Below are 18914 nucleotides of genomic sequence, written 5' to 3' on the forward strand. Positions count from 1 at the left end.
ATCTCCTTGTCGAGCGGATAGGCGAAGGGCCAATGGTGAGGATGCCGAGGCATTATGTCAGGCAAAAAAAGACCTCCCGAAGGAGGCCTCTTTCGTCACGCTGCGTCAAGCAGCGCTACCGGATCAGCAGCTGTAGTACAGCTCGTATTCCAGTGGGTGTACGAAGGTGCGTACTTTGATTTCTTCTTCGCTTTTGAGCTCGATGTAGGCATCGATGAAGTCGTCGCTGAATACGCCGCCTTTGGTCAGGAACGCACGGCCCTTGTCCAGCTCTTCCAGGGCTTCTTTCAGGCTGCCGCACACTTGTGGGATCTCTTTGGCCTCTTCAGGCGGCAGGTCGTACAAGTTTTTGTCGGCTGCGTCGCCAGGGTGGATCTTGTTCTGGATACCGTCCAGACCGGCCATGACCAGTGCAGCGAAGGCCAGGTACGGGTTGGCTGCCGGATCCGGGAAGCGAGCTTCGATACGGCGAGCGCGAGGGCTGGACACGTAAGGAATGCGGATCGATGCCGAACGGTTGCGAGCCGAGTAGGCCAGCATCACTGGTGCTTCGAAACCTGGGACCAGACGCTTGTAGGAGTTGGTCGACGGGTTGGTGAAGCCGTTCAGGGCCTTACCGTGCTTGATGATGCCGCCGATGAAGTACAGGGCGGTGTCGGACAGGCCGGCATAACCTTCGCCAGCGAAGGTGTTCTTGCCTTCTTTAGCGATGGACAGGTGAACGTGCATACCCGAACCGTTATCGCCGTACAGTGGCTTAGGCATGAAGGTAGCGGTACGGCCGTAGGCATCTGCCACGTTGTGTACGCAGTACTTCAGGGTCTGAACTTCGTCAGCCTTGGCAACCAAGGTGTTGAACTTCACACCGATTTCGTTCTGGCCGGCAGTCGCCACTTCGTGGTGGTGAACTTCGATGACCAGGCCCATTTCTTCCATGGCGTTGCACATGGAGGTACGGATTTCGTGGTCGTGGTCGAACGGCGGAACTGGGAAGTAGCCACCTTTGACGCCTGGACGGTGGCCTTTGTTGCCGCCTTCCACGTCCTGGTCGGACATCCAGGAACCTTGTTCGGAGAAGATTTTGAACATGGAGCCGGAGATGTCGGACTTGAACTTGACCGAATCAAAGATGAAGAATTCTGGCTCCGGGCCTACGAATACGGTGTCGCCGATACCAGTCGACTTCAGGTATTCCTCGGCGCGCTTGGCGATCGCTCGTGGGTCGCGGTCGTAGCCTTGCATGGTCGAAGGCTCGATCACGTCGCAGACGATGATCAGGGTTGGGTCTTCGGTGAACGGGTCGAGGACCGCGGTGCTGTCGTCCGGCATCAGGATCATGTCGGAGGCTTCGATGCCTTTCCAGCCGGCAATGGAGGAACCGTCGAACATTTTGCCTTCTTCGAAGAACGCATCATCCAGCGCATCGCGAGCCGGCATGGTCACGTGGTGCTGAGTGCCTTTGGTGTCCGTGAAGCGCAGATCAATCCATTTAACGTCATGATCTTTGATGAGTTGAACCGACTTCGACATAGTGTCCTCCGGGTGGCTTCGGGCTGGGGTAGTGGAGTTAGCCCTTAGAATGTGGGTGATGCCGGCGCGGATAGTCCGCCATGGCAACCTGCCTCACAAGAGAGCAAATTGCATGCCAGTGCGCCAACATGGGTTTTCTGCTCCAAAAACGCCCCTATAAAGGTGCATTGCGACAAACACCGAAAAATAGCGCACCGCAATGTGGCGTCAGTGCGCACAAATGCACCGCTTTAGTGCGCAGTGACTGCGTTGCATATTAACTGGTTAAACCTTGAGCGATTTCCGCTATAATCCGCGCCCCCCTTTTTCAGCAGGCCCGGCGCGCGCTGTTTCCATGAAATTAATCGTTAAAGTCTTCCCTGAAATCACCATCAAAAGCCGACCGGTACGGATGCGTTTCATCCGTCAGTTGGCCAAGAACATCCGTGCCGTGCTCCGCGATCTGGACCCGGCTGTGGTGGTCAATGGTGTGTGGGATAACCTCGAGCTGGAAACCCGCCTGACCGACGCCAAAGCCTTGAAGGATATGACCGAGCGCCTGAGCTGCATGCCGGGCATTGCGCATTTCCTGCAAGTGGATGAGTACCCGCTGGGTGACTTCGACGACATCACCGACAAGTGCAAGCTGCACTTTGGCGGCGAGCTCGAAGGCAAGATTTTTTCGGTGCGTTGCAAGCGGGCCGGCAAGCACCCATTCAGCTCGATGGATGTCGAGAAATACGTCGGCAGCAAGCTGCGTCGCGAGTGCGGTGCGGCTGGAATTTCCTTGAAAGCGCCGCAAATTGAAGTGCGCATGGAAATTCGCGACCAACGGTTGTTTGTGATCCACAACCAGCACAACAGCATCGGCGGCTATCCGCTGGGCGCCCTGGAACAGACCCTGGTACTGATGTCCGGCGGTTTCGATTCTACGGTAGCGGCCTACCAGATCATGCGCCGCGGCCTGATGAGCCACTTCTGCTTCTTTAACCTGGGCGGGCGTGCACATGAATTGGGCGTGATGGAAGTTGCGCACTTTATCTGGAAGAAGTACGGCAGCTCCCAACGCGTGCTATTTGTGAGCGTGCCGTTCGAGGAAGTACTGGGCGAAATTCTCGGCAAAGTCGATAACAGTCATATGGGCGTAGTATTGAAGCGTATGATGTTGCGCGCTGCGTCCCGAATTGCCGATCAGTTGCAGATCGATGCGCTGGTGACCGGCGAAGCGATTTCCCAGGTCTCCAGCCAGACGCTGCCAAACCTGTCGCTGATCGACTGTGTGACCGAGAAGCTGGTATTACGCCCGCTGATCGCCAGCCACAAGCAGGACATCATCGACCTGGCGGAAGAAATCGGCACCGCCGACTTCGCCAAGCATATGCCTGAATATTGCGGGGTCATCTCGGTGAATCCCAAGACCCACGCCAAGCGCAACCGCGTGGAGTACGAAGAACAACAGTTCGACATGGCGATTCTGGAGCGTGCGCTCGAGAACGCCAAACTGGTGCCGATCGATCGGGTTATCGACGAGTTGGGCCAGGATGTGCAGATCGAAGAAGTCAGCGAAGCTCTGGCCGGTCAGATCGTCATCGACATCCGTCACCCGGATGCCGCTGAAGACGAGCCGCTGGAAATCGCCGGCATCGACGTACAAACGCTGCCGTTCTATGCATTGAACGCGCGTTTCAAGGAACTGGATGACAGCCGTCAGTACCTGCTGTATTGCGACAAAGGCGTGATGAGTCGCCTGCATGCCCACCATTTGCTCAGTGAGGGGCATGCCAATGTGCGCGTTTATCGACCGAGCTAAGAGCCCGGGGCTGTTTGCCTGTGGCCTGCGTCACCGGCCCCCCGACTCTGCCGTCAAGCTGTAACGGCAAGGCCTGACTCTACTGTAAATCGCTGCCACGACCTGTCAGCACACCGAATCCTCTGATCGAGATACACAAGTGATCGAAAATCTACGTAACATCGCCATCATTGCTCACGTTGACCATGGTAAAACCACCCTGGTAGACAAACTCCTGCGTCAATCCGGCACTCTGGAGCGCAACGAGCTCAACGACGAGCGCGTGATGGACTCCAACGACCAGGAAAAAGAGCGCGGTATTACCATCCTGGCAAAAAACACCGCTATCAACTGGAACGGCTACCACATCAACATCGTGGACACCCCGGGCCACGCCGACTTCGGCGGCGAAGTTGAACGTGTAATGTCGATGGTTGACTCCGTTCTGCTGCTGGTTGACGCTCAAGACGGCCCTATGCCGCAAACCCGTTTCGTGACCAAGAAGGCTTTCGAAGCCGGCCTGCGTCCGATCGTGTGCATCAACAAGGTTGACCGTCCAGGCGCGCGTCCGGACTGGGTTCTGGACCAGATCTTCGACTTGTTCGACAACCTGGGTGCTACCGAAGAACAGCTGGACTTCAAAGTCGTCTACGCCTCGGCCCTGAACGGCATTGCCGGTCTGGACCACACCGACATGGCGGAAGACATGACCCCGCTGTACCAGTCGATCGTCGACAACGTACCAGCACCGAAAGTTGACCGTGAAGGCCCGTTCCAGATGCAAATCTCGGCACTGGACTACAACAGCTTCCTGGGTGTTATCGGCGTTGGCCGTATCGCTCGCGGCAGCGTCAAGCCGAACACCCCGGTTGTCGCTATCGGCGCTGACGGCAAGAAGCGTAACGGTCGTATCCTGAAGCTGATGGGTCACCACGGTCTGCACCGCATCGACGTCGAAGAAGCCTTCGCTGGCGACATCGTGTGCGTCAGCGGTATGGACTCGCTGTTCATCTCCGACACCCTGTGCCAGCCGGACAACGTCGAGGCGATGAAGCCTCTGACCGTTGACGAGCCAACCGTTTCCATGACCTTCCAGGTAAACGACTCGCCTTTCTGCGGTAAAGAAGGCAAGTTCGTGACCTCCCGTAACATCAAGGAGCGTCTGGACAAAGAGCTGCTGTACAACGTTGCTCTGCGCGTTGAAGAAGGCGACTCGGCTGACAAGTTCAAGGTCTCCGGCCGTGGTGAGCTGCACCTCTCGGTACTGATCGAAACCATGCGTCGCGAAGGCTTCGAAATGGGTGTTGGTCGTCCGGAAGTTATCATCCGTCAGGTTGACGGCGTGAAGCAGGAACCGTTCGAAAACGTCACCATCGACACCCCTGAAGAATCCCAGGGCAAGGTCATGGAAGAGATGGGCCTGCGTAAGGGCGACCTGACCAACATGGTGCCGGATGGTAAAGGCCGTGTGCGTCTGGAATACAACATCCCTGCTCGTGGTCTGATCGGTTTCCGTAACCAGTTCCTGACCCTGACCAACGGTGCTGGCATCCTGACCTCGATCTTCGATCGCTACGACACCATGAAGTCCGGCGACATGTCCGGCCGTCAGAACGGTGTTCTGGTATCGGTAGAAACCGGCAAGGCACTGACCTACTCCCTGGAAACTCTCCAGGCGCGTGGCAAGCTGTTCGTTGAACACGGTCAAGAGATCTACAACGGTCAGATCGTTGGTCTGAACAGCCGTGACAACGACATGGGCGTCAACCCAACCAAAGGTAAGAAGCTCGACAACATGCGTGCTTCGGGTAAAGACGAAACCATCGCCCTGGTTCCACCTGTTCGCTTCACCCTGGAACAGGCTCTGGAATTTATCCAGGACGACGAGCTGTGCGAAGTCACGCCTAAGTCGATCCGCCTGCGTAAGAAGATCCTGGACGAAGGCGAGCGTACCCGCGCTGCCAAGAAAGCCAAGAACTGAGTTAACTCAGGCTGAATGAAAAACGCCCCCGGTCGAAAGACCGGGGGCGTTTTTTTATGCCTGATCGTTCCCACGCTCTGCGTGGGAATGCCTCTTGGGACGCTCCGCGTCCCGCGTTCAAGGGCGGACGCAGAGCATCCAGGGCTGCATTCCCACGCGGAGCGTGGGAACGATCATCTTAGAACTTATCCAGCGTACGGAACTTGGTCTCGCGCACCACTTCCTTTGGCTTGTACGCGCAATACCCCGGCCGCGGGCCGATTTTCGGGTGGTTGCGGCAGGTGTCCGGGCGCTTGTCATAAATAGTGCAGAAGCGCGTCTTACGATCCAGGTACAGGCAGTCGTTGTTGCTCATGCGCTGCAGGGTAAAAATTTCGGATTTGTTGTTGTAGCGCTCGACGATGCCTTCCTTCTGCAGCCGCTTGGCGATGTTCTTCGGCGGGTCGCCGCGCTCGAATTCGTCGACGATGCCGATGCGGATCAGGTCCTTGATCTTCACTTCGACCGGCAGCGTGCAGCAGCTGGACACGCAGCCGCCGCACATGTGCGCGGAATATTTCTGCCAGGTCTCGAGACGGTCAAGTTCCGCGGCGGCGATCAGTTGAGGCTTCATCAGGGTTCCAAAAGGTGGGGCGGTATCCGGGCGCGCGATCATACCGGGATTGGTGGTTTTTTGAACAATATTTTGCGTGTTTCGGCCCGAAGGTGCGCATTGCTCAAAAGCAGGCACGGCCAATGCATCAAAACCTGTTAAAGGTAAATGCGTTAAAAAACTGCCGAACCAGAGCGGCCACCGTCTGTCAGACCGTCTAGGCTCTAGCAACTCCTTCTATCTCGCCCGAGGTCGCAATTGATGTCTCAGGAACCACTTGCACGAGAAGCAGAGGTAGCCGCATTTCGCGATGCCGTCTTGACCAAACTCACCTACGCGGTGGGCAAGGACCCGGATCACGCCTTCGACCATGACTGGTTCGAAGCCATTGCCCTGGCCGCGCGCGACCAGATGGTCGACCACTGGATGAACCACACCCGGCGTATCTACCGTAAAGGTCAGAAGCGGGTCTATTACCTCTCCCTGGAATTCCTGATCGGCCGTCTGCTCTACGACAGCCTCAGCAACCTTGGTGTGCTGGAGATCGCGCGCGAGGCGCTGGCCGAGTTGGGCGTCGATCTGGAGCGTATCCGCCTGCTGGAGCCCGACGCGGCGCTCGGCAACGGTGGCTTGGGCCGTCTGGCCGCGTGCTTTATGGAAAGCATGTCGACCCTGGGCATTGCCGGTCATGGCTATGGCATTCGTTACGAGCACGGCTTGTTCCGCCAGGCGATTGTCGATGGCTGGCAACAGGAACAGACCGAGCGCTGGCTGGATTTCGGCAACCCTTGGGAGTTCGAGCGCGCCGAAGTGATCTACCCGATCGGTTTCGGCGGCAGCGTGGAAACCCTGCCGGACCCCGCCGGCAAGTTGATCCAAGTGTGGACGCCCGGCGAGACCGTGCGTGCCGTCGCCTACGACACCCCGGTGGTCGGCTGGCGCGGCGCCAGCGTCAACACCCTGCGCCTGTGGCGTGCGCGGGCGGTGGAAGACTTGCACCTGGAACGCTTCAACGCCGGTGACCACCTGGGCGCCGTCGCCGAAGTGGCCCGTGCCGAAAGCATCTCCCGAGTGCTTTACCCGGCCGACAGCACCGAAGCAGGGCAGGAACTGCGCCTGCGCCAGGAATACTTCTTCGTCTCGGCGTCGCTGCAAGACTTGCTGCGTCGCCACAAAAACATGCACGGCTCGGTATTGAGCCTGGGCGAACACGCGGCGATCCAGCTCAACGACACCCACCCGTCGATCGCGGTGGCCGAGTTGATGCGTCAACTGGTGGACTTGCACGATATTGCCTGGGACGCGGCCTGGCAGGTCACGGTCGAAACCTTGTCCTACACCAACCACACCTTGCTGCCCGAGGCGCTGGAAACCTGGCCTGTAGGCTTGATGGAACGCATGCTGCCGCGGCACATGCAAATCATCTACCTGATCAACGCCCAGCATATCGACTCGCTGCGTGCCAAGGGCATCCATGACTTTGACGTGCTGCGCGCCGTGTCGCTGATCGAAGAAGACAACGGCCGCCGTGTGCGCATGGGGAACCTTGCGTTTCTCGGCTCCCACAGCGTCAACGGCGTGTCCGGCCTGCACACGCAACTGATGCGCAGCACGGTGTTCTCCGAACTGCACAAGCTGTACCCGGAGCGCATCAACAACAAAACCAACGGCATTACCTTCCGTCGCTGGCTGTACCAGGCCAACCCCAAGCTCACGCAGATGTTGGTGGATGCGCTGGGGCCGGACATTCTCGACAACATGGAGACCCGCCTGGGCGAGCTGGAAACCTTTGCCGAGAAACAGGCCTTCCGCAAAGCCTTCGCCGACCAACGTCTGCACAGCAAGCGTGCCCTGGCCGAGATCATCCACGAGCGCCTGGGCATTTCGGTGAACCCGGCGGCGATGTTCGACGTGCAGGTCAAGCGCATCCACGAATACAAGCGCCAGTTGCTCAACCTGATGCACACCGTGGCGTTGTACCAGGCGATCCGTGCCGAGCCCGAGATCGACTGGGTGCCGCGTGTGAAGATCTTCGCCGGCAAGGCCGCGGCGAGCTATCACCAGGCCAAGTTGATCATCAAACTGACCAACGACATCGCGCGCACCGTCAACAACGACCCCACCGTGCGCGGTTTGCTCAAGGTGGTGTTCCTGCCCAACTACAACGTCAGCCTGGCCGAAAGCATCATCCCGGCGGCGGACTTGTCGGAGCAGATCTCCACCGCCGGTTTTGAAGCGTCCGGCACCAGCAACATGAAGTTCGGCCTCAATGGCGCGCTGACCATCGGCACCATGGACGGCGCCAACGTGGAGATGCACGAACGCGTAGGCGCCGAGCACATGTTTATCTTTGGTCTGAGCGCCCAGCAGGTCGAAGCGCGCAAGCAGGCCGGTGAGTTCAGCGCAGGGCCGGACATTGCCGCCTCCCATCGCCTCAACGATGTGCTGCAGGCGATCCGTGGCGGAGTGTTCTCGCCGGATGATCCGGGCCGCTACGTGGGCTTGATCGACGGCCTGATCGACTACGACCGCTTCCTGGTTTGCGCCGACTTCGATTCCTACTGGGACGCCCAGGCCAAGGTCGAGGCCCATTGGCACGATTCCAAGGCGTGGTGGCGTTCGGCGGTGCTGAACACGGCGCGGATGGGGTGGTTCAGCTCGGACCGCACGATCCGCGAGTACGCCACCGAGATCTGGAAAGCGCTCGACTAAACCAATGCAGTAGAAAAATGGGAGGGGGCTTGCCCCCCGATGGCCGCGTGTCAGTTTGCAGATATGTCGACTGGCACAGCGCTATCGGGTGCAAGCCCCCTCCCACATCTGTTGCGCGTCGATATACTAGGCCCCGGTCTGCCCGCCTCGGGCTGCTCAGGGAATATCGACCATGCAATGGATTTTCATGCTGATGGGCCTGGTGCTCGGCTGGACGCTCGACGAGTCGTTCTATGACGCAGGCATCGGTGCGCTGCTGGGGTTGGGCATTGGCCAGGCGATTCGCCTGTCCAGGCTGGCCGCCCAGGCGCAACAGCAAGCGCTTCAGCTGGAAACCACGCAGAAGGCCGTGATTGCGCTGGGTGATCGGTTGCGGCAACTGGAAGTGCCCGCGCCAACCAGCAGCGTCATTGTCGAAGACCCCAGCCCGGAACTTGCCCCAGAATTCATCCCTGCACCCGCAGCTGTTGCCCAAACCCCCGAGCTTGTGTGGGAGTTACCGGCCGAATTGGCGTCCGTCGCCGCTGTTGCCGAGCCGAGCCAGACGCTGCCGGACGACGTTTGGGTGGCCACGCCACGTCCTCAAGAACCTGCCGCGCCCCGTGACCCCAACCTGATCGAACGCGCCATGAGCGGTGCGCGCAATTGGCTGTTAGGCGGCAACACGGTGCTGCGGGTGGGCGTGGTGCTGTTGTTCCTTGGCCTGGCATTCCTGTTGCGCTATGCCACCGAAGGCATGGTGGTGCCGATCGAGCTGCGTTACGCCGGGGTGGCGGCAGCGGCGGTCGGCCTGTTGGGTCTGGGCTGGTGGTTGCGGCTGCGTAACAGCAACTATGGCCTGATGCTGCAAGGCACCGGCATTGCGGTGCTGTACCTGACGGTGTTTGCGGCGATGCGCCTGCACCCGCTGATCGATCCTGGCGCAGCCCTGGGCCTGCTGGTGGCGGTCACGGTGTTTTCGGCGATCCTGGCGATTGCCCAGGACGCACTGGGCCTGGCCTGCGCGGCTGCGCTCGGCGGCTTTGCGGCACCGATCCTCACGTCCACTGGCGCCGGTAACCATGTGGCGTTGTTCAGTTATTTCGCCTTGCTCAATACCGGAATTCTCGCCATCGCCTGGTTCAAGGCCTGGCGTTTGCTCAACCTGATTGGTTTTGTCGGCACCTTCGGCATTGGGTTCGCCTGGGGCATGCGTTCCTACACGCCGGAGTTGCTGTGGAGCACCGAGCCGTTCCTGGTGCTGTTCTTCCTGATGTACCTGGCCATCGGCCTGCTGTTCGCCCGTCGTAAATTGCAGGAGATGGGCGATGCACCCGAAGGCCGTGATGCGTTGCTGCGCTGGTCTGCGGCCAAAGGCGATTACGTCGACGGCAGCATGCTGTTCGGCCCGCCGCTGGTGGGCTTTGGTTTGCAGTTCGCGCTGGTGCAGCACCTGGAGTTTGCCGCTGCGTTCAGTGCATTGGGCCTGGGCATTATCTATATGGGGCTGGCCCGGTTGCTCAGCGGTGGGCGCGCCTTGTTGCTGGCCGAAACCTGTCTGGCCCTGGGAGTGATTTTTGCCAGCCTGGCGATTCCACTGGGTCTTGATGCACGCTGGACCGCTGCGGCGTGGGCGGTGGAAGGCGCGGGCATCTTCTGGCTCGGCTTGCGCCAACAACGGCCATTGGCACGTGCCTTCGGTCTGTTGCTGCAAGCGGGCTCGGCGCTGGCGTTTCTCAGCGAGCTGCGTATCGGCGAACACACATTGATTGATGGCGCGCCGTTGGGCGCCATGCTTCTGGGCGCGGCGCTGCTGTTGAGCTTCCATCACTTGCGCCAGGCGCCGAGCGAGCAGGCCGCGCAGTGGGAGCGCAAAGGGCTGCCGCTGCTGGCGAGCCTGGGTTTGAGTTTCTTGTACCTGCTCGCACCGCTGCTGTTGCTGACCCAAGGCACCGCCGTGAGCTGGGCGATCGCCGGGCTGGTGACGCTGTTTGTCGGTTTGCGCATTGGCTCGCGGACCTTCCTGTTCACCGCGTTTGCCGTGCAGTTGCTGGGCGGGGCGTTGTTCCTGCTGCGCTTGCAGGGCGGAGAGGGCGCGGCGGTATTCAGTGCGGGCTGGAGTGGTTTGCTCAGCGCCTCGCTGATCGGCCTGGCCTTGATCGGCGGCATGCTGCTGGCCGCCCGCGACGATATGGTGCGCAGTGATAGACGCCTGTTACGCGGGTTGTCGGTGGTGCTGTTGGCCGGCTTGGTGCTGATCAATCTCGCGGTGCTGTTCGTGCTGCCCTGGGAAAGCGCCAGCGGTGTATGGGCGGCCAGTGGCTTGTTTATCATCTGGTTGAGCCTGTACCTGCAACAGCGGGTCAGTTTCGTGTTCGGGTTGCTGCTGCAACTGATCGGCGGTGGCTCATTTTTGCTGGCGATGCCGGATCTGCTCGGGCCTTTGTCTCGCGAGGGCTTGAGCCCATTGGCCCACGCCGGTTTCTGGACGCCGTTGGTGCTGGGCCTGGCCGCCTTGATCGGCGCCTGGCGTCTGCAGCGTGAGCCCCATGCGCCGGTATTCGCTGTATTGAAGCTGCAACGTCTGTCCGACCTGCTGCTGATGTGGGGCGCGGCCTGGTGGACGATGGCGCTGATCGGTGAAGTGCTGAGATTCGTGGCCGATGAGTTACAAGGTGCCTGCTTGCTGGGGGGGGCGGCGGTCAGCGTGGCAGTCTGGACGCTGTTGGCAACACGCCTGCGCTGGGCGTCGCTGGGCGTGCTGTGCACGTTGCTGATGCCGGCAGCGGGCGTGGTGTTGCTAGCGTCGGCGCACACCTATTACCACCCGGCGGCGCAGTTCGGCCTGTTGGCCTGGTTGGCGGTGTTTGGGGTGCATTTCGTCTCGCTGCGACGGTTGGCGGCGGTGGTGCCGACCAAGGTGTTGAGCGTTGCCCATGTGCTGGGCTGCTGGATGCTGATCGGCGTGCTGGCGCTGGAGCTGCGTTATGGCCTGTTGCGTCTGTCGGCCGAATACAACGCCTGGCGCTGGCTGGGCTGGGCTATTCTGCCGAGCCTGTACCTGGTGCTGGCTGCTGCGCCGCGCCATTGGCCGTGGCCGGTGTCGGCGTACCCGCGCGAATATCGGGTGCTGGCGGCGTTGCCGCTGGCGGTGCTGATGCTCGGCTGGTTCTGGCTGGCGAACAGCTTCAGCGACGGCACGGCTGAGCCATTGCCCTATGTGCCGTTGCTCAATCCGCTTGACCTGGGCCTGTTGTTCGCGCTGCTGGGCGTGTACCTGTGGGGCCGCAGCGTGGCGCCGCAACGTGGACCGCGTGCCGAGCGGCTTGCCCAGGGTATCGCGGGCCTCTCGCTGTTCGCGTTCTTCACGGCGCTGGTGATGCGCACCGCGCACCATTGGGGCGGGGTGCCGTTCCATCTGGATGCGCTGCTCGAATCAATGTTGGTGCAAGCCGGCCTGTCGATTGTCTGGACCCTGATCGCCCTCGGCCTGATGATCGGCGGGCATCTGCGTCATCGTCGCGAAGTGTGGCTGATCGGTGCGGCGCTGATTGCGGTGGTGGTGGCCAAGCTGTTCTTCGTCGAGTTGAGCAACCGTGGCGGTCTGGCGCGGATCGTGTCGTTTATCGGCGTGGGCGGGCTGTTGCTGGTGGTGGGCTATTTTGCGCCGCTGCCACCCAAGCGTGTCGAACCTGTGCCCGAAACTGAAGGAGCATCCTCTTGATCGGTAAGTTGAGTGTGGCCGTGGTCGGCCTGTGCGCGGCGTTGTCGGCGTCGGCTCAGGAAACGCCGGCGGAGTTCACCCGCCAGGTGCCGCTGAGCGTCAGCGGTAATGGCCCCTGGTATCGGCTTGAACTGCCACTGGCCGTGCAATTGAACGCGGCCCAGGCCGACCTCAGTGACGTGCGCGTGTTTAACGCCGCCGGCGAGCCCCAGGCGTATGCGCTGTCGCGTCAGTCGTCGCAGCGTACCGAAAGCCGCACCGTCACTGAGGTGAAGTGGTTCCCGCTGTACGCCGCCGACACCCGCGAAACCCTGCCCGGTGTGGTGATGAAAACCACCATCGAAGGCACGCTGGTCGAAATCAAACCGTCCACTGCCGCCAAGCCTGGCAAGCAGGTATTGCGTGGCTGGGTGCTGGATGCCAGCGCGATCAAGGCGCCGTTGCAGCAATTGAGCCTGGACTGGAGCCTTGAGCAAGAGGGCTTCCAGCGTTTCAGTATCGAGGCCAGCGATGACTTGCAGCATTGGCAGGCCTGGGGCGATGGGCAAGTGGCGCGTTTGTCGTTTGCCGATGAGCGGGTCGAGCAGCATGACGTCAGCTTACCGGGGCAATCGGCGCGCTACCTGCGTTTGGTATGGCAAGGGCAGGCCGCACCGCTGTTGACCTCGGCCAAATTGGTGAGCGCCACCAGCAGCAGTCTGCCTATGCCGTTGATGTGGTCGCAGCCGCTGGCCGGTACGCGGCTCCAGGCCGGTGAGTACAGCTGGCAACTGCCCACTGGTTTGGGGGTGGAGCGCTTGCGTATCGAGATGAAGCAGCCCAATACCCTGGCGCCGGTGACGTTGGCCGGACGCAATGATGCCAGGCAAACCTGGCAGCCGTTGAGCAATGGCTTGCTGTATCGCCTGAGCCAGAACGGCCAGGATGTAGTGCAGGACCAATTGCAGTTGCCGGGCCAGGTGGTCCGCGAGCTGAAAATGCAGGTGGACGAACGCGGTGGCGGCCTGGGCGCCGAAGCGCCGGCGCTGAGTTTTGCGGTGCGTGCCACTCAGTTGGTGTTCCTGGCGCGGGGTGAGCCGCCGTTCACCCTGGCCTTTGGCAATGCCTCGGTGAAAGCGGCGAACCTGCCGCTGACGACGCTGATCCCGGACTCCAGCGCCGAGCACCTCAAGACGTTGGGCCAGGCCACGCTCGCGGGGGAGGTCGCGGTCACGTCACCTGCTGCCGTCGCCGCCGTCGAAAGCGGGCCGAACTGGAAAAAACTCGGGCTCTGGGCCGTGTTACTGCTGGGTGTGGCGGCCCTGGGGGCCATGGCCTACAGTTTGCTGCGCAAGCCGCCGGCGGCACGTTAAATAAAGTCCATGAACTCTATTGGGTTTAAATCCTCTGATAGGAGGAAATACGCCCCGACTCGCGTTAAACTGCGCGGGTTTTCAAGCCCCCCATTCTCCGGAGCCTTACATGTCCCGCGTTACCTTGAGTCGCTATTTGATTGAGCAGACCCGCAGCAACAACACGCCTGCCGATCTGCGCTTCCTTATCGAAGTGGTGGCGCGTGCTTGCAAGGAAATCAGCCACGCCGTGTCCAAAGGCGCACTGGGTGGTGTCCTGGGCAGCATGGGCACTGAAAACGTGCAGGGTGAAGTGCAGAAGAAGCTCGACGTGATCTCCAACGAGATCCTGCTCGAAGCCAACGAATGGGGCGGTCACCTGGCCGGCATGGCGTCCGAAGAAATGGACAATGCCTACCAGATCCCCGGCAAATACCCCAAAGGTGCCTACCTGCTGGTGTTCGATCCCCTGGACGGTTCGTCCAACATCGACATCAACGCACCGGTCGGCACGATTTTCTCGGTACTGCGTTGCCCCAACGAATACCTGAGCCAGAACGAAGCCCTGAACGAAAAGGCCTTCCTGCAGCCAGGCACCGAGCAGGTTGCTGCAGGTTATGCGATCTACGGTCCACAGACCATGCTGGTGCTGACCCTGGGTGATGGCGTCAAAGGCTTCACCCTCGATCGCGAAATGGGCAGCTTCGTGCTGACCCACGAAGACATCACCATTCCTGCGTCGACCCAGGAATTCGCGATCAACATGTCCAACCAGCGCCACTGGGAAGAACCGGTCAAACGCTACGTCAACGAGCTGATGGAAGGTGAAGAAGGCCCGTTGAAGAAGAACTTCAACATGCGCTGGGTCGCCGCGATGGTGGCCGACGTGCACCGCATCCTGACCCGTGGTGGCCTGTTCATGTACCCGCGCGACAGCCGCGAGCCTTCCAAACCGGGCAAACTGCGCCTGATGTATGAAGCCAACCCGATGTCGTTTTTGGTTGAACAGGCGGGCGGCGCGTCCACCGACGGTCACCAGCGCATCCTCGACATCCAGCCTGACGGCCTGCACCAGCGTGTGGCGGTATTCCTGGGTTCAAAAGAAGAAGTTGAGCGCGTGACGGCCTACCACAAGCAGTAAGCCGCTGCGATAGGTGAACCGCTTTGTTGTGAGCCGGTTCACCGTTAAAGAAGCCCCGAAACGTTTCAGCGTTTTCGGGGTTTTTTTGTTTTCGTTCGTCGGGAACCAGACACCTCTTTTCCCTTCTAAGCTTCTGGCAGATACCCACGCTGCTTCGTCCCTCCAGGAGTTTATCCATGTCGTTACGCCGTCTTGCCCTGCTGACTTTCTGCGTGCTGTTGGCCGCCTGCAGCAAGGTCAATCAAGAGAATTACGCAAAACTGTCGGCCGGGATGCCCAAGGCTGAGGTCGAATCGTTGCTGGGCAAGCCAACCGACTGCTCCGGCGCACTGGGCATGTCCAGCTGCACCTGGGGCGATAAAACCAGCTTTATCAGCGTTCAATATGCCGGTGACAAAGTTCTGATGTTTTCCGGGCAAGGCCTGAAGTAAACCGGGGCGAGAGCCTGCGGGAGAAGAAGAATGATGCGTTTTGTTTTGTTCCTTTGCGCCAGCCTGTTTTTGGCGGGCTGCGCCAGCCATTCTGGCGATGATCTGCAACCCAAGACCGCCGGCAGCGTCAACCTCAAGCGTTACCAGGGTACCTGGTACGAGTTGGCCAGATTGCCGATGTACTTTCAGCGCAACTGTGCGCAGTCCGAAGCGCGCTACACCTTGCTGCCCGACGGCGACATGTCGGTCTTCAACCGCTGCCTGACCACCGAATGGAAGTGGGAAGAAGCCAAGGGCACGGCCACGCCGCAGGTACCTGGCAAAACCGACAAGCTTTGGGTGGAGTTCAATAACTGGTTTACGTCGCTGCTGCCGGGCGTCGCCAAGGGCGATTACTGGGTGCTGTACGTGAGCGATGACTACAAGACCGCTATCGTGGGCAGCCCGAGCCGCCGTTATATGTGGATCCTGTCGCGTACCCCGACGGTGAGCGCCGACACGCGCGAAGACCTGTTGAGCCGGGCGCGACAGCAGGGGTACGACACCACGCGGTTGATCTTCCGGACCTCGGACAAGCAGATGGCCAAGACTTCGCAGTAACGCGGGCTTATCACCGATCTAATTGTGGGAGGGGGCAAGCCCCTTCCCGCATTGTTAACCGAGTAAGTCTTTCAACACTTCAGTAAACGCCTGGCTGCTTTCTTCCTCGCCGGCATGATGCCCATCGCGAACCACCCACTTGCCGTTGACCAACACATCGCGCACTTGCCGATCACCGCCGGCGAACAGCCAGCGGTTGAGAATGCCATCTCCGGTGGCCGTCGCCAGGTAAGGGTCGTTACCGTCCAGCACGATCCAATCCGCACGCTTGCCCACTTCCAATCCACCAACAGGCTGACCCAGCGCCTGCGCACCGCCGTCCAGCGCGGCATCGAACAGCGTACGGCCGACCATCGGTTGGTCGCTGCGATACAGGCGGTTGCGCCGCTGATCACGCAGGCGCTGGCCGTATTCCAGCCAACGCAATTCTTCCACCACACTCAATGACACATGGCTGTCGGAGCCGATGCCCATGCGCCCGCCCTGGGCGAGAAAATCCACTGCCGGGAAAATTCCGTCGCCCAGGTTGGCCTCGGTGGTCAGGCACAGACCTGCAATCGCACGACTTGTGGCCATACGCGTAACCTCGTCGGCATCGGCGTGGGTGGCGTGCACCAGGCACCAGCGTTGATCCACCTCGACATTGTCATACAGCCATTGCAGTGGGCGCTTGCCGCTCCAGGCCAGGCAGTCAGCGACTTCTTTTTGCTGTTCGGCGATGTGGATATGCACCGGGCAGGCCTTGTCGCTGGCGGCCAACACCTCATTGATCTGTTGCGGCGTGACCGCGCGCAGTGAGTGGAAGCACAGGCCCAACTGTTGCGCCGGTTGCGCGGCCAGGATGGGTTGCAGGCGTGCTTGCAAGTCCAGGTAGTGGTCGGTGCTGTTGATAAACCGTCGCTGGCCGTCATTGGGTGCCTGGCCGCCAAACCCTGCGTGGCTGTAGAGCACCGGCAACAACGTCAGGCCGATACCGCTGCTGGCCGCCGCCTGGCTGATCTGGCGCGACAGCTCCGTGCGGTCGGCGTACGGCTGGCCGCTGACATCGTGATGCACGTAGTGAAACTCGGCGACCGAGGTGTAACCGGCCTTGAGCATCTCGATATACAGCTGACGTGCGATCACCTGCAGTTGCTCCGGGCTGATCTTGCCGACCATGCGGTACATCAGCTCGCGCCAGGTCCAGAAACTGTCATTGGGGTTGCCCGCGACTTCGGCCAAACCTGCCATGGCGCGCTGGAACGCGTGCGAATGCAGGTTTGGCATACCCGCCAAAACCGGGCCTCTCAGCCGTTCTGCGCCCTCTGCGCTGGCATTGGCCACCATCTGTGTCAGGCGACCATCGACGCTGACTTCAAGACGTACATCATTGGCCCATCCACTAGGCAGCAGCGCGCGTTCGGCAAAGAAAGCGGACATGATCAGAGCACCCCGGTCGTGTGTTTATTTGTATATACATATACAGACGTTTGCCTGCTCGGTAAACTCCGGCAATCTATGCATCTTTTCCCCCTGCAAGGATTCCCTGTGCCGACTCCGCCCGCCAACTCTTCGCTGGCTGCCCACATGGACGAAAGTCCGGCGCCCTTGTATGCCCGCGTCAAACAAATGATCAGCCAGCAAATTCTCAACGGCAACTGGCCGCCCCATTACCGCGTGCCGTCGGAAAGCGAACTGGTCAGCGAACTGGGCTTCAGCCGCATGACCATCAACCGCGCCTTGCGCGAGCTCACGGCCGAAGGGTTGCTGGTGCGCATGCAAGGCGTCGGCACATTTGTCGCCGAGCCCAAGAGCCAGTCTGCGCTGTTTGAAGTGCACAACATTGCTGATGAAATCGCCTCCCGCGGTCATCGGCATACCTGCCAGGTCATCACCCTGGGCGAAGAAGCCGCCGGTTCCGAGCGCGCCGTGGCCCTGGAGATGCGTGAAGGCGGGCGGGTCTTCCATTCGTTGATCGTGCATTACGAAAACGACATTCCCGTGCAAATCGAGGACCGTTTCGTCAACGCCCTGGTGGCCCCGGAATACTTGCAGCAGGACTTCACCCTGCAAACCCCTTACGCCTACCTGAACCAGGTGGCCCCGTTGACCGAGGGCGAGCACGTGGTTGAAGCGATTCTCGCCGACGCCGCCGAGTGCAAACTGCTGCAAATCGAGCCGACCGAGCCGTGCCTGTTGATTCGCCGGCGCACCTGGTCCGGCCGCCAGCCGGTGACGGCTGCACGCTTGATCCATCCCGGTTCGCGCCACAGCCTCGAAGGACGGTTCAGTAAATGACTGCAGTCACCGTCTGGCGCGCCGCCGATTACGTACGCATGCCATGGAAAAACGGCGGGGGCAGCACCGAAGAAATCAGTCGTGACGCCGGCATCGGCCTGGAGGGCTTTGGCTGGCGTTTGTCGATTGCCGACATTGCTGAGTCGGGCGGTTTTTCCAGTTTTGCCGGCTACCAGCGTGTGATCACCGTGATCCAGGGCGCGGGCATGGTGCTGACCGTGGACGGCGAAGAGCAACGCGGCCTGTTACCGCTGCAACCGTTCGCCTTCAAGGGTGACAGTCAGGTGGCGTGCCGCCTGATCGCAGGGGCGATTCGCGATTTCAACCTGATCTATTCGCCCCAGCGCTACCACGCGCGCTTGCAGTGGGTGGATGGTGTACAGCGGTTTTTCAGCTCGGCGCAGACCGTGCTGGTGTTCAGTGTTGCCGATGAGGTGAAGGTGCTGGACCACACGCTCGGCCATCACGATTGCCTGCAAGTGGACGGTAACACCGGCTTGTTGGATATCAGCGTTACCGGCCGCTGCTGCCTGATCGAGCTGACCGCACGCGGTTAAACGGCAGAAGGGCAACCCCTCCACAGTTGGTTTTGCTGTTTCCAACCTGCGCACCAATTTGTTACCGAATGCCCCAGCGTGACGCAAAGTTTCGCTGCCGCGACAAATCCCCTTTGTCGCAAAACGTCTGCGCAAGAAATTTCATCAAGCGTCGAAGCCCGTGTTTTCAAGGCCTTTGCGCATCCTCGGAAAAAATCTGCAGGCCTGACTTCTAGAGTTGGCAGCTCGATTGCATATGCTTGTACATACAAGTAAAGATGTGTGCGTAAGACTCTTCTTCGCACCATCCCT

At 60.4% G+C, this 18914-nt stretch carries 13 protein-coding genes; 10 read left to right on the top strand and 3 right to left on the bottom strand.

Annotation, left to right across the window (positions count from 1 at the left end):
* Nucleotides 1-123 precede the first annotated feature (123 nt).
* The gene (gene glnA / locus PSH59_RS01740) at nt 124-1530 is read right to left on the bottom strand and encodes a glutamate--ammonia ligase (RefSeq protein WP_017529544.1); all 1407 of its coding nucleotides are present in this window, start codon (nt 1528-1530) and stop codon (nt 124-126) included.
* 334 nt (nt 1531-1864) lie between these two features.
* On the opposite strand from glnA, the gene thiI reads away from it, so the two are divergent.
* The gene (gene thiI / locus PSH59_RS01745; protein ID WP_305394155.1) at nt 1865-3319 is read left to right on the top strand and encodes a tRNA uracil 4-sulfurtransferase ThiI; all 1455 of its coding nucleotides are present in this window, start codon (nt 1865-1867) and stop codon (nt 3317-3319) included.
* Nucleotides 3320-3458: 139 nt separating this feature from the next.
* Nucleotides 3459-5279: a translational GTPase TypA gene (gene typA / locus PSH59_RS01750; RefSeq protein WP_008028025.1), complete on the top strand. Its 1821-nt coding sequence runs from the start codon at nt 3459-3461 to the stop codon at nt 5277-5279.
* 178 nt (nt 5280-5457) lie between these two features.
* Here the strand turns inward: typA and PSH59_RS01755 are convergent, their stop codons facing one another.
* The gene (locus tag PSH59_RS01755) at nt 5458-5892 is read right to left on the bottom strand and encodes a YkgJ family cysteine cluster protein (RefSeq protein WP_248077710.1); all 435 of its coding nucleotides are present in this window, start codon (nt 5890-5892) and stop codon (nt 5458-5460) included.
* Between the two features lie 240 nt (nt 5893-6132).
* On the opposite strand from PSH59_RS01755, the gene PSH59_RS01760 reads away from it, so the two are divergent.
* The 6 genes from PSH59_RS01760 to PSH59_RS01785 all read left to right on the top strand — a co-directional run bounded on the left by PSH59_RS01760 (nt 6133) and on the right by PSH59_RS01785 (nt 15789).
* Nucleotides 6133-8583 carry a glycogen/starch/alpha-glucan phosphorylase gene (locus PSH59_RS01760; protein WP_248077021.1) on the top strand — a complete coding sequence of 817 codons (2451 nt, stop codon included), beginning with the start codon at nt 6133-6135 and terminating at the stop codon, nt 8581-8583.
* A gap of 172 nt (nt 8584-8755) precedes the next feature.
* Nucleotides 8756-12286: a DUF2339 domain-containing protein gene (locus PSH59_RS01765; RefSeq protein WP_305394156.1), complete on the top strand. Its 3531-nt coding sequence runs from the start codon at nt 8756-8758 to the stop codon at nt 12284-12286.
* On the top strand, nt 12286-13638 hold the full coding sequence (locus tag PSH59_RS01770) for a DUF3999 domain-containing protein (RefSeq protein WP_305395262.1): 1353 nt from the start codon (nt 12286-12288) through the stop codon (nt 13636-13638). Before PSH59_RS01765 ends, PSH59_RS01770 begins: the two co-directional genes overlap by 1 nt.
* Nucleotides 13639-13747: 109 nt before the next feature.
* Entirely contained in the window at nt 13748-14758 is a 1011-nt protein-coding gene (locus PSH59_RS01775) for a class 1 fructose-bisphosphatase (RefSeq protein ID WP_248077023.1), read from the top strand.
* A gap of 176 nt (nt 14759-14934) precedes the next feature.
* Nucleotides 14935-15189, top strand: coding sequence for a hypothetical protein (locus PSH59_RS01780; RefSeq protein ID WP_003171143.1), 255 nt, complete (start codon nt 14935-14937; stop codon nt 15187-15189).
* Between the two features lie 30 nt (nt 15190-15219).
* On the top strand, nt 15220-15789 hold the full coding sequence (locus PSH59_RS01785; protein ID WP_032890161.1) for a lipocalin family protein: 570 nt from the start codon (nt 15220-15222) through the stop codon (nt 15787-15789).
* Nucleotides 15790-15843: 54 nt separating this feature from the next.
* Here the strand turns inward: PSH59_RS01785 and PSH59_RS01790 are convergent, their stop codons facing one another.
* Nucleotides 15844-17208 carry a formimidoylglutamate deiminase gene (locus PSH59_RS01790; RefSeq protein ID WP_305394157.1) on the bottom strand — a complete coding sequence of 455 codons (1365 nt, stop codon included), beginning with the start codon at nt 17206-17208 and terminating at the stop codon, nt 15844-15846.
* A 147-nt stretch (nt 17209-17355) separates the two neighbouring features.
* Between PSH59_RS01790 and hutC the strand changes: the two genes are divergently transcribed.
* Both hutC and PSH59_RS01800 read left to right on the top strand, forming a co-directional pair.
* The gene (gene hutC / locus PSH59_RS01795; RefSeq protein ID WP_370694405.1) at nt 17356-18066 is read left to right on the top strand and encodes a histidine utilization repressor; all 711 of its coding nucleotides are present in this window, start codon (nt 17356-17358) and stop codon (nt 18064-18066) included.
* Nucleotides 18063-18623, top strand: coding sequence for a HutD family protein (locus PSH59_RS01800; RefSeq protein WP_305394158.1), 561 nt, complete (start codon nt 18063-18065; stop codon nt 18621-18623). The genes hutC and PSH59_RS01800 overlap by 4 nt, the downstream gene beginning before the upstream one ends.
* The last annotated feature ends 291 nt before the right edge of the window (nt 18624-18914 follow it).

This window comes from Pseudomonas sp. FP2309 (assembly GCF_030687575.1).
GTDB lineage: Bacteria > Pseudomonadota > Gammaproteobacteria > Pseudomonadales > Pseudomonadaceae > Aquipseudomonas.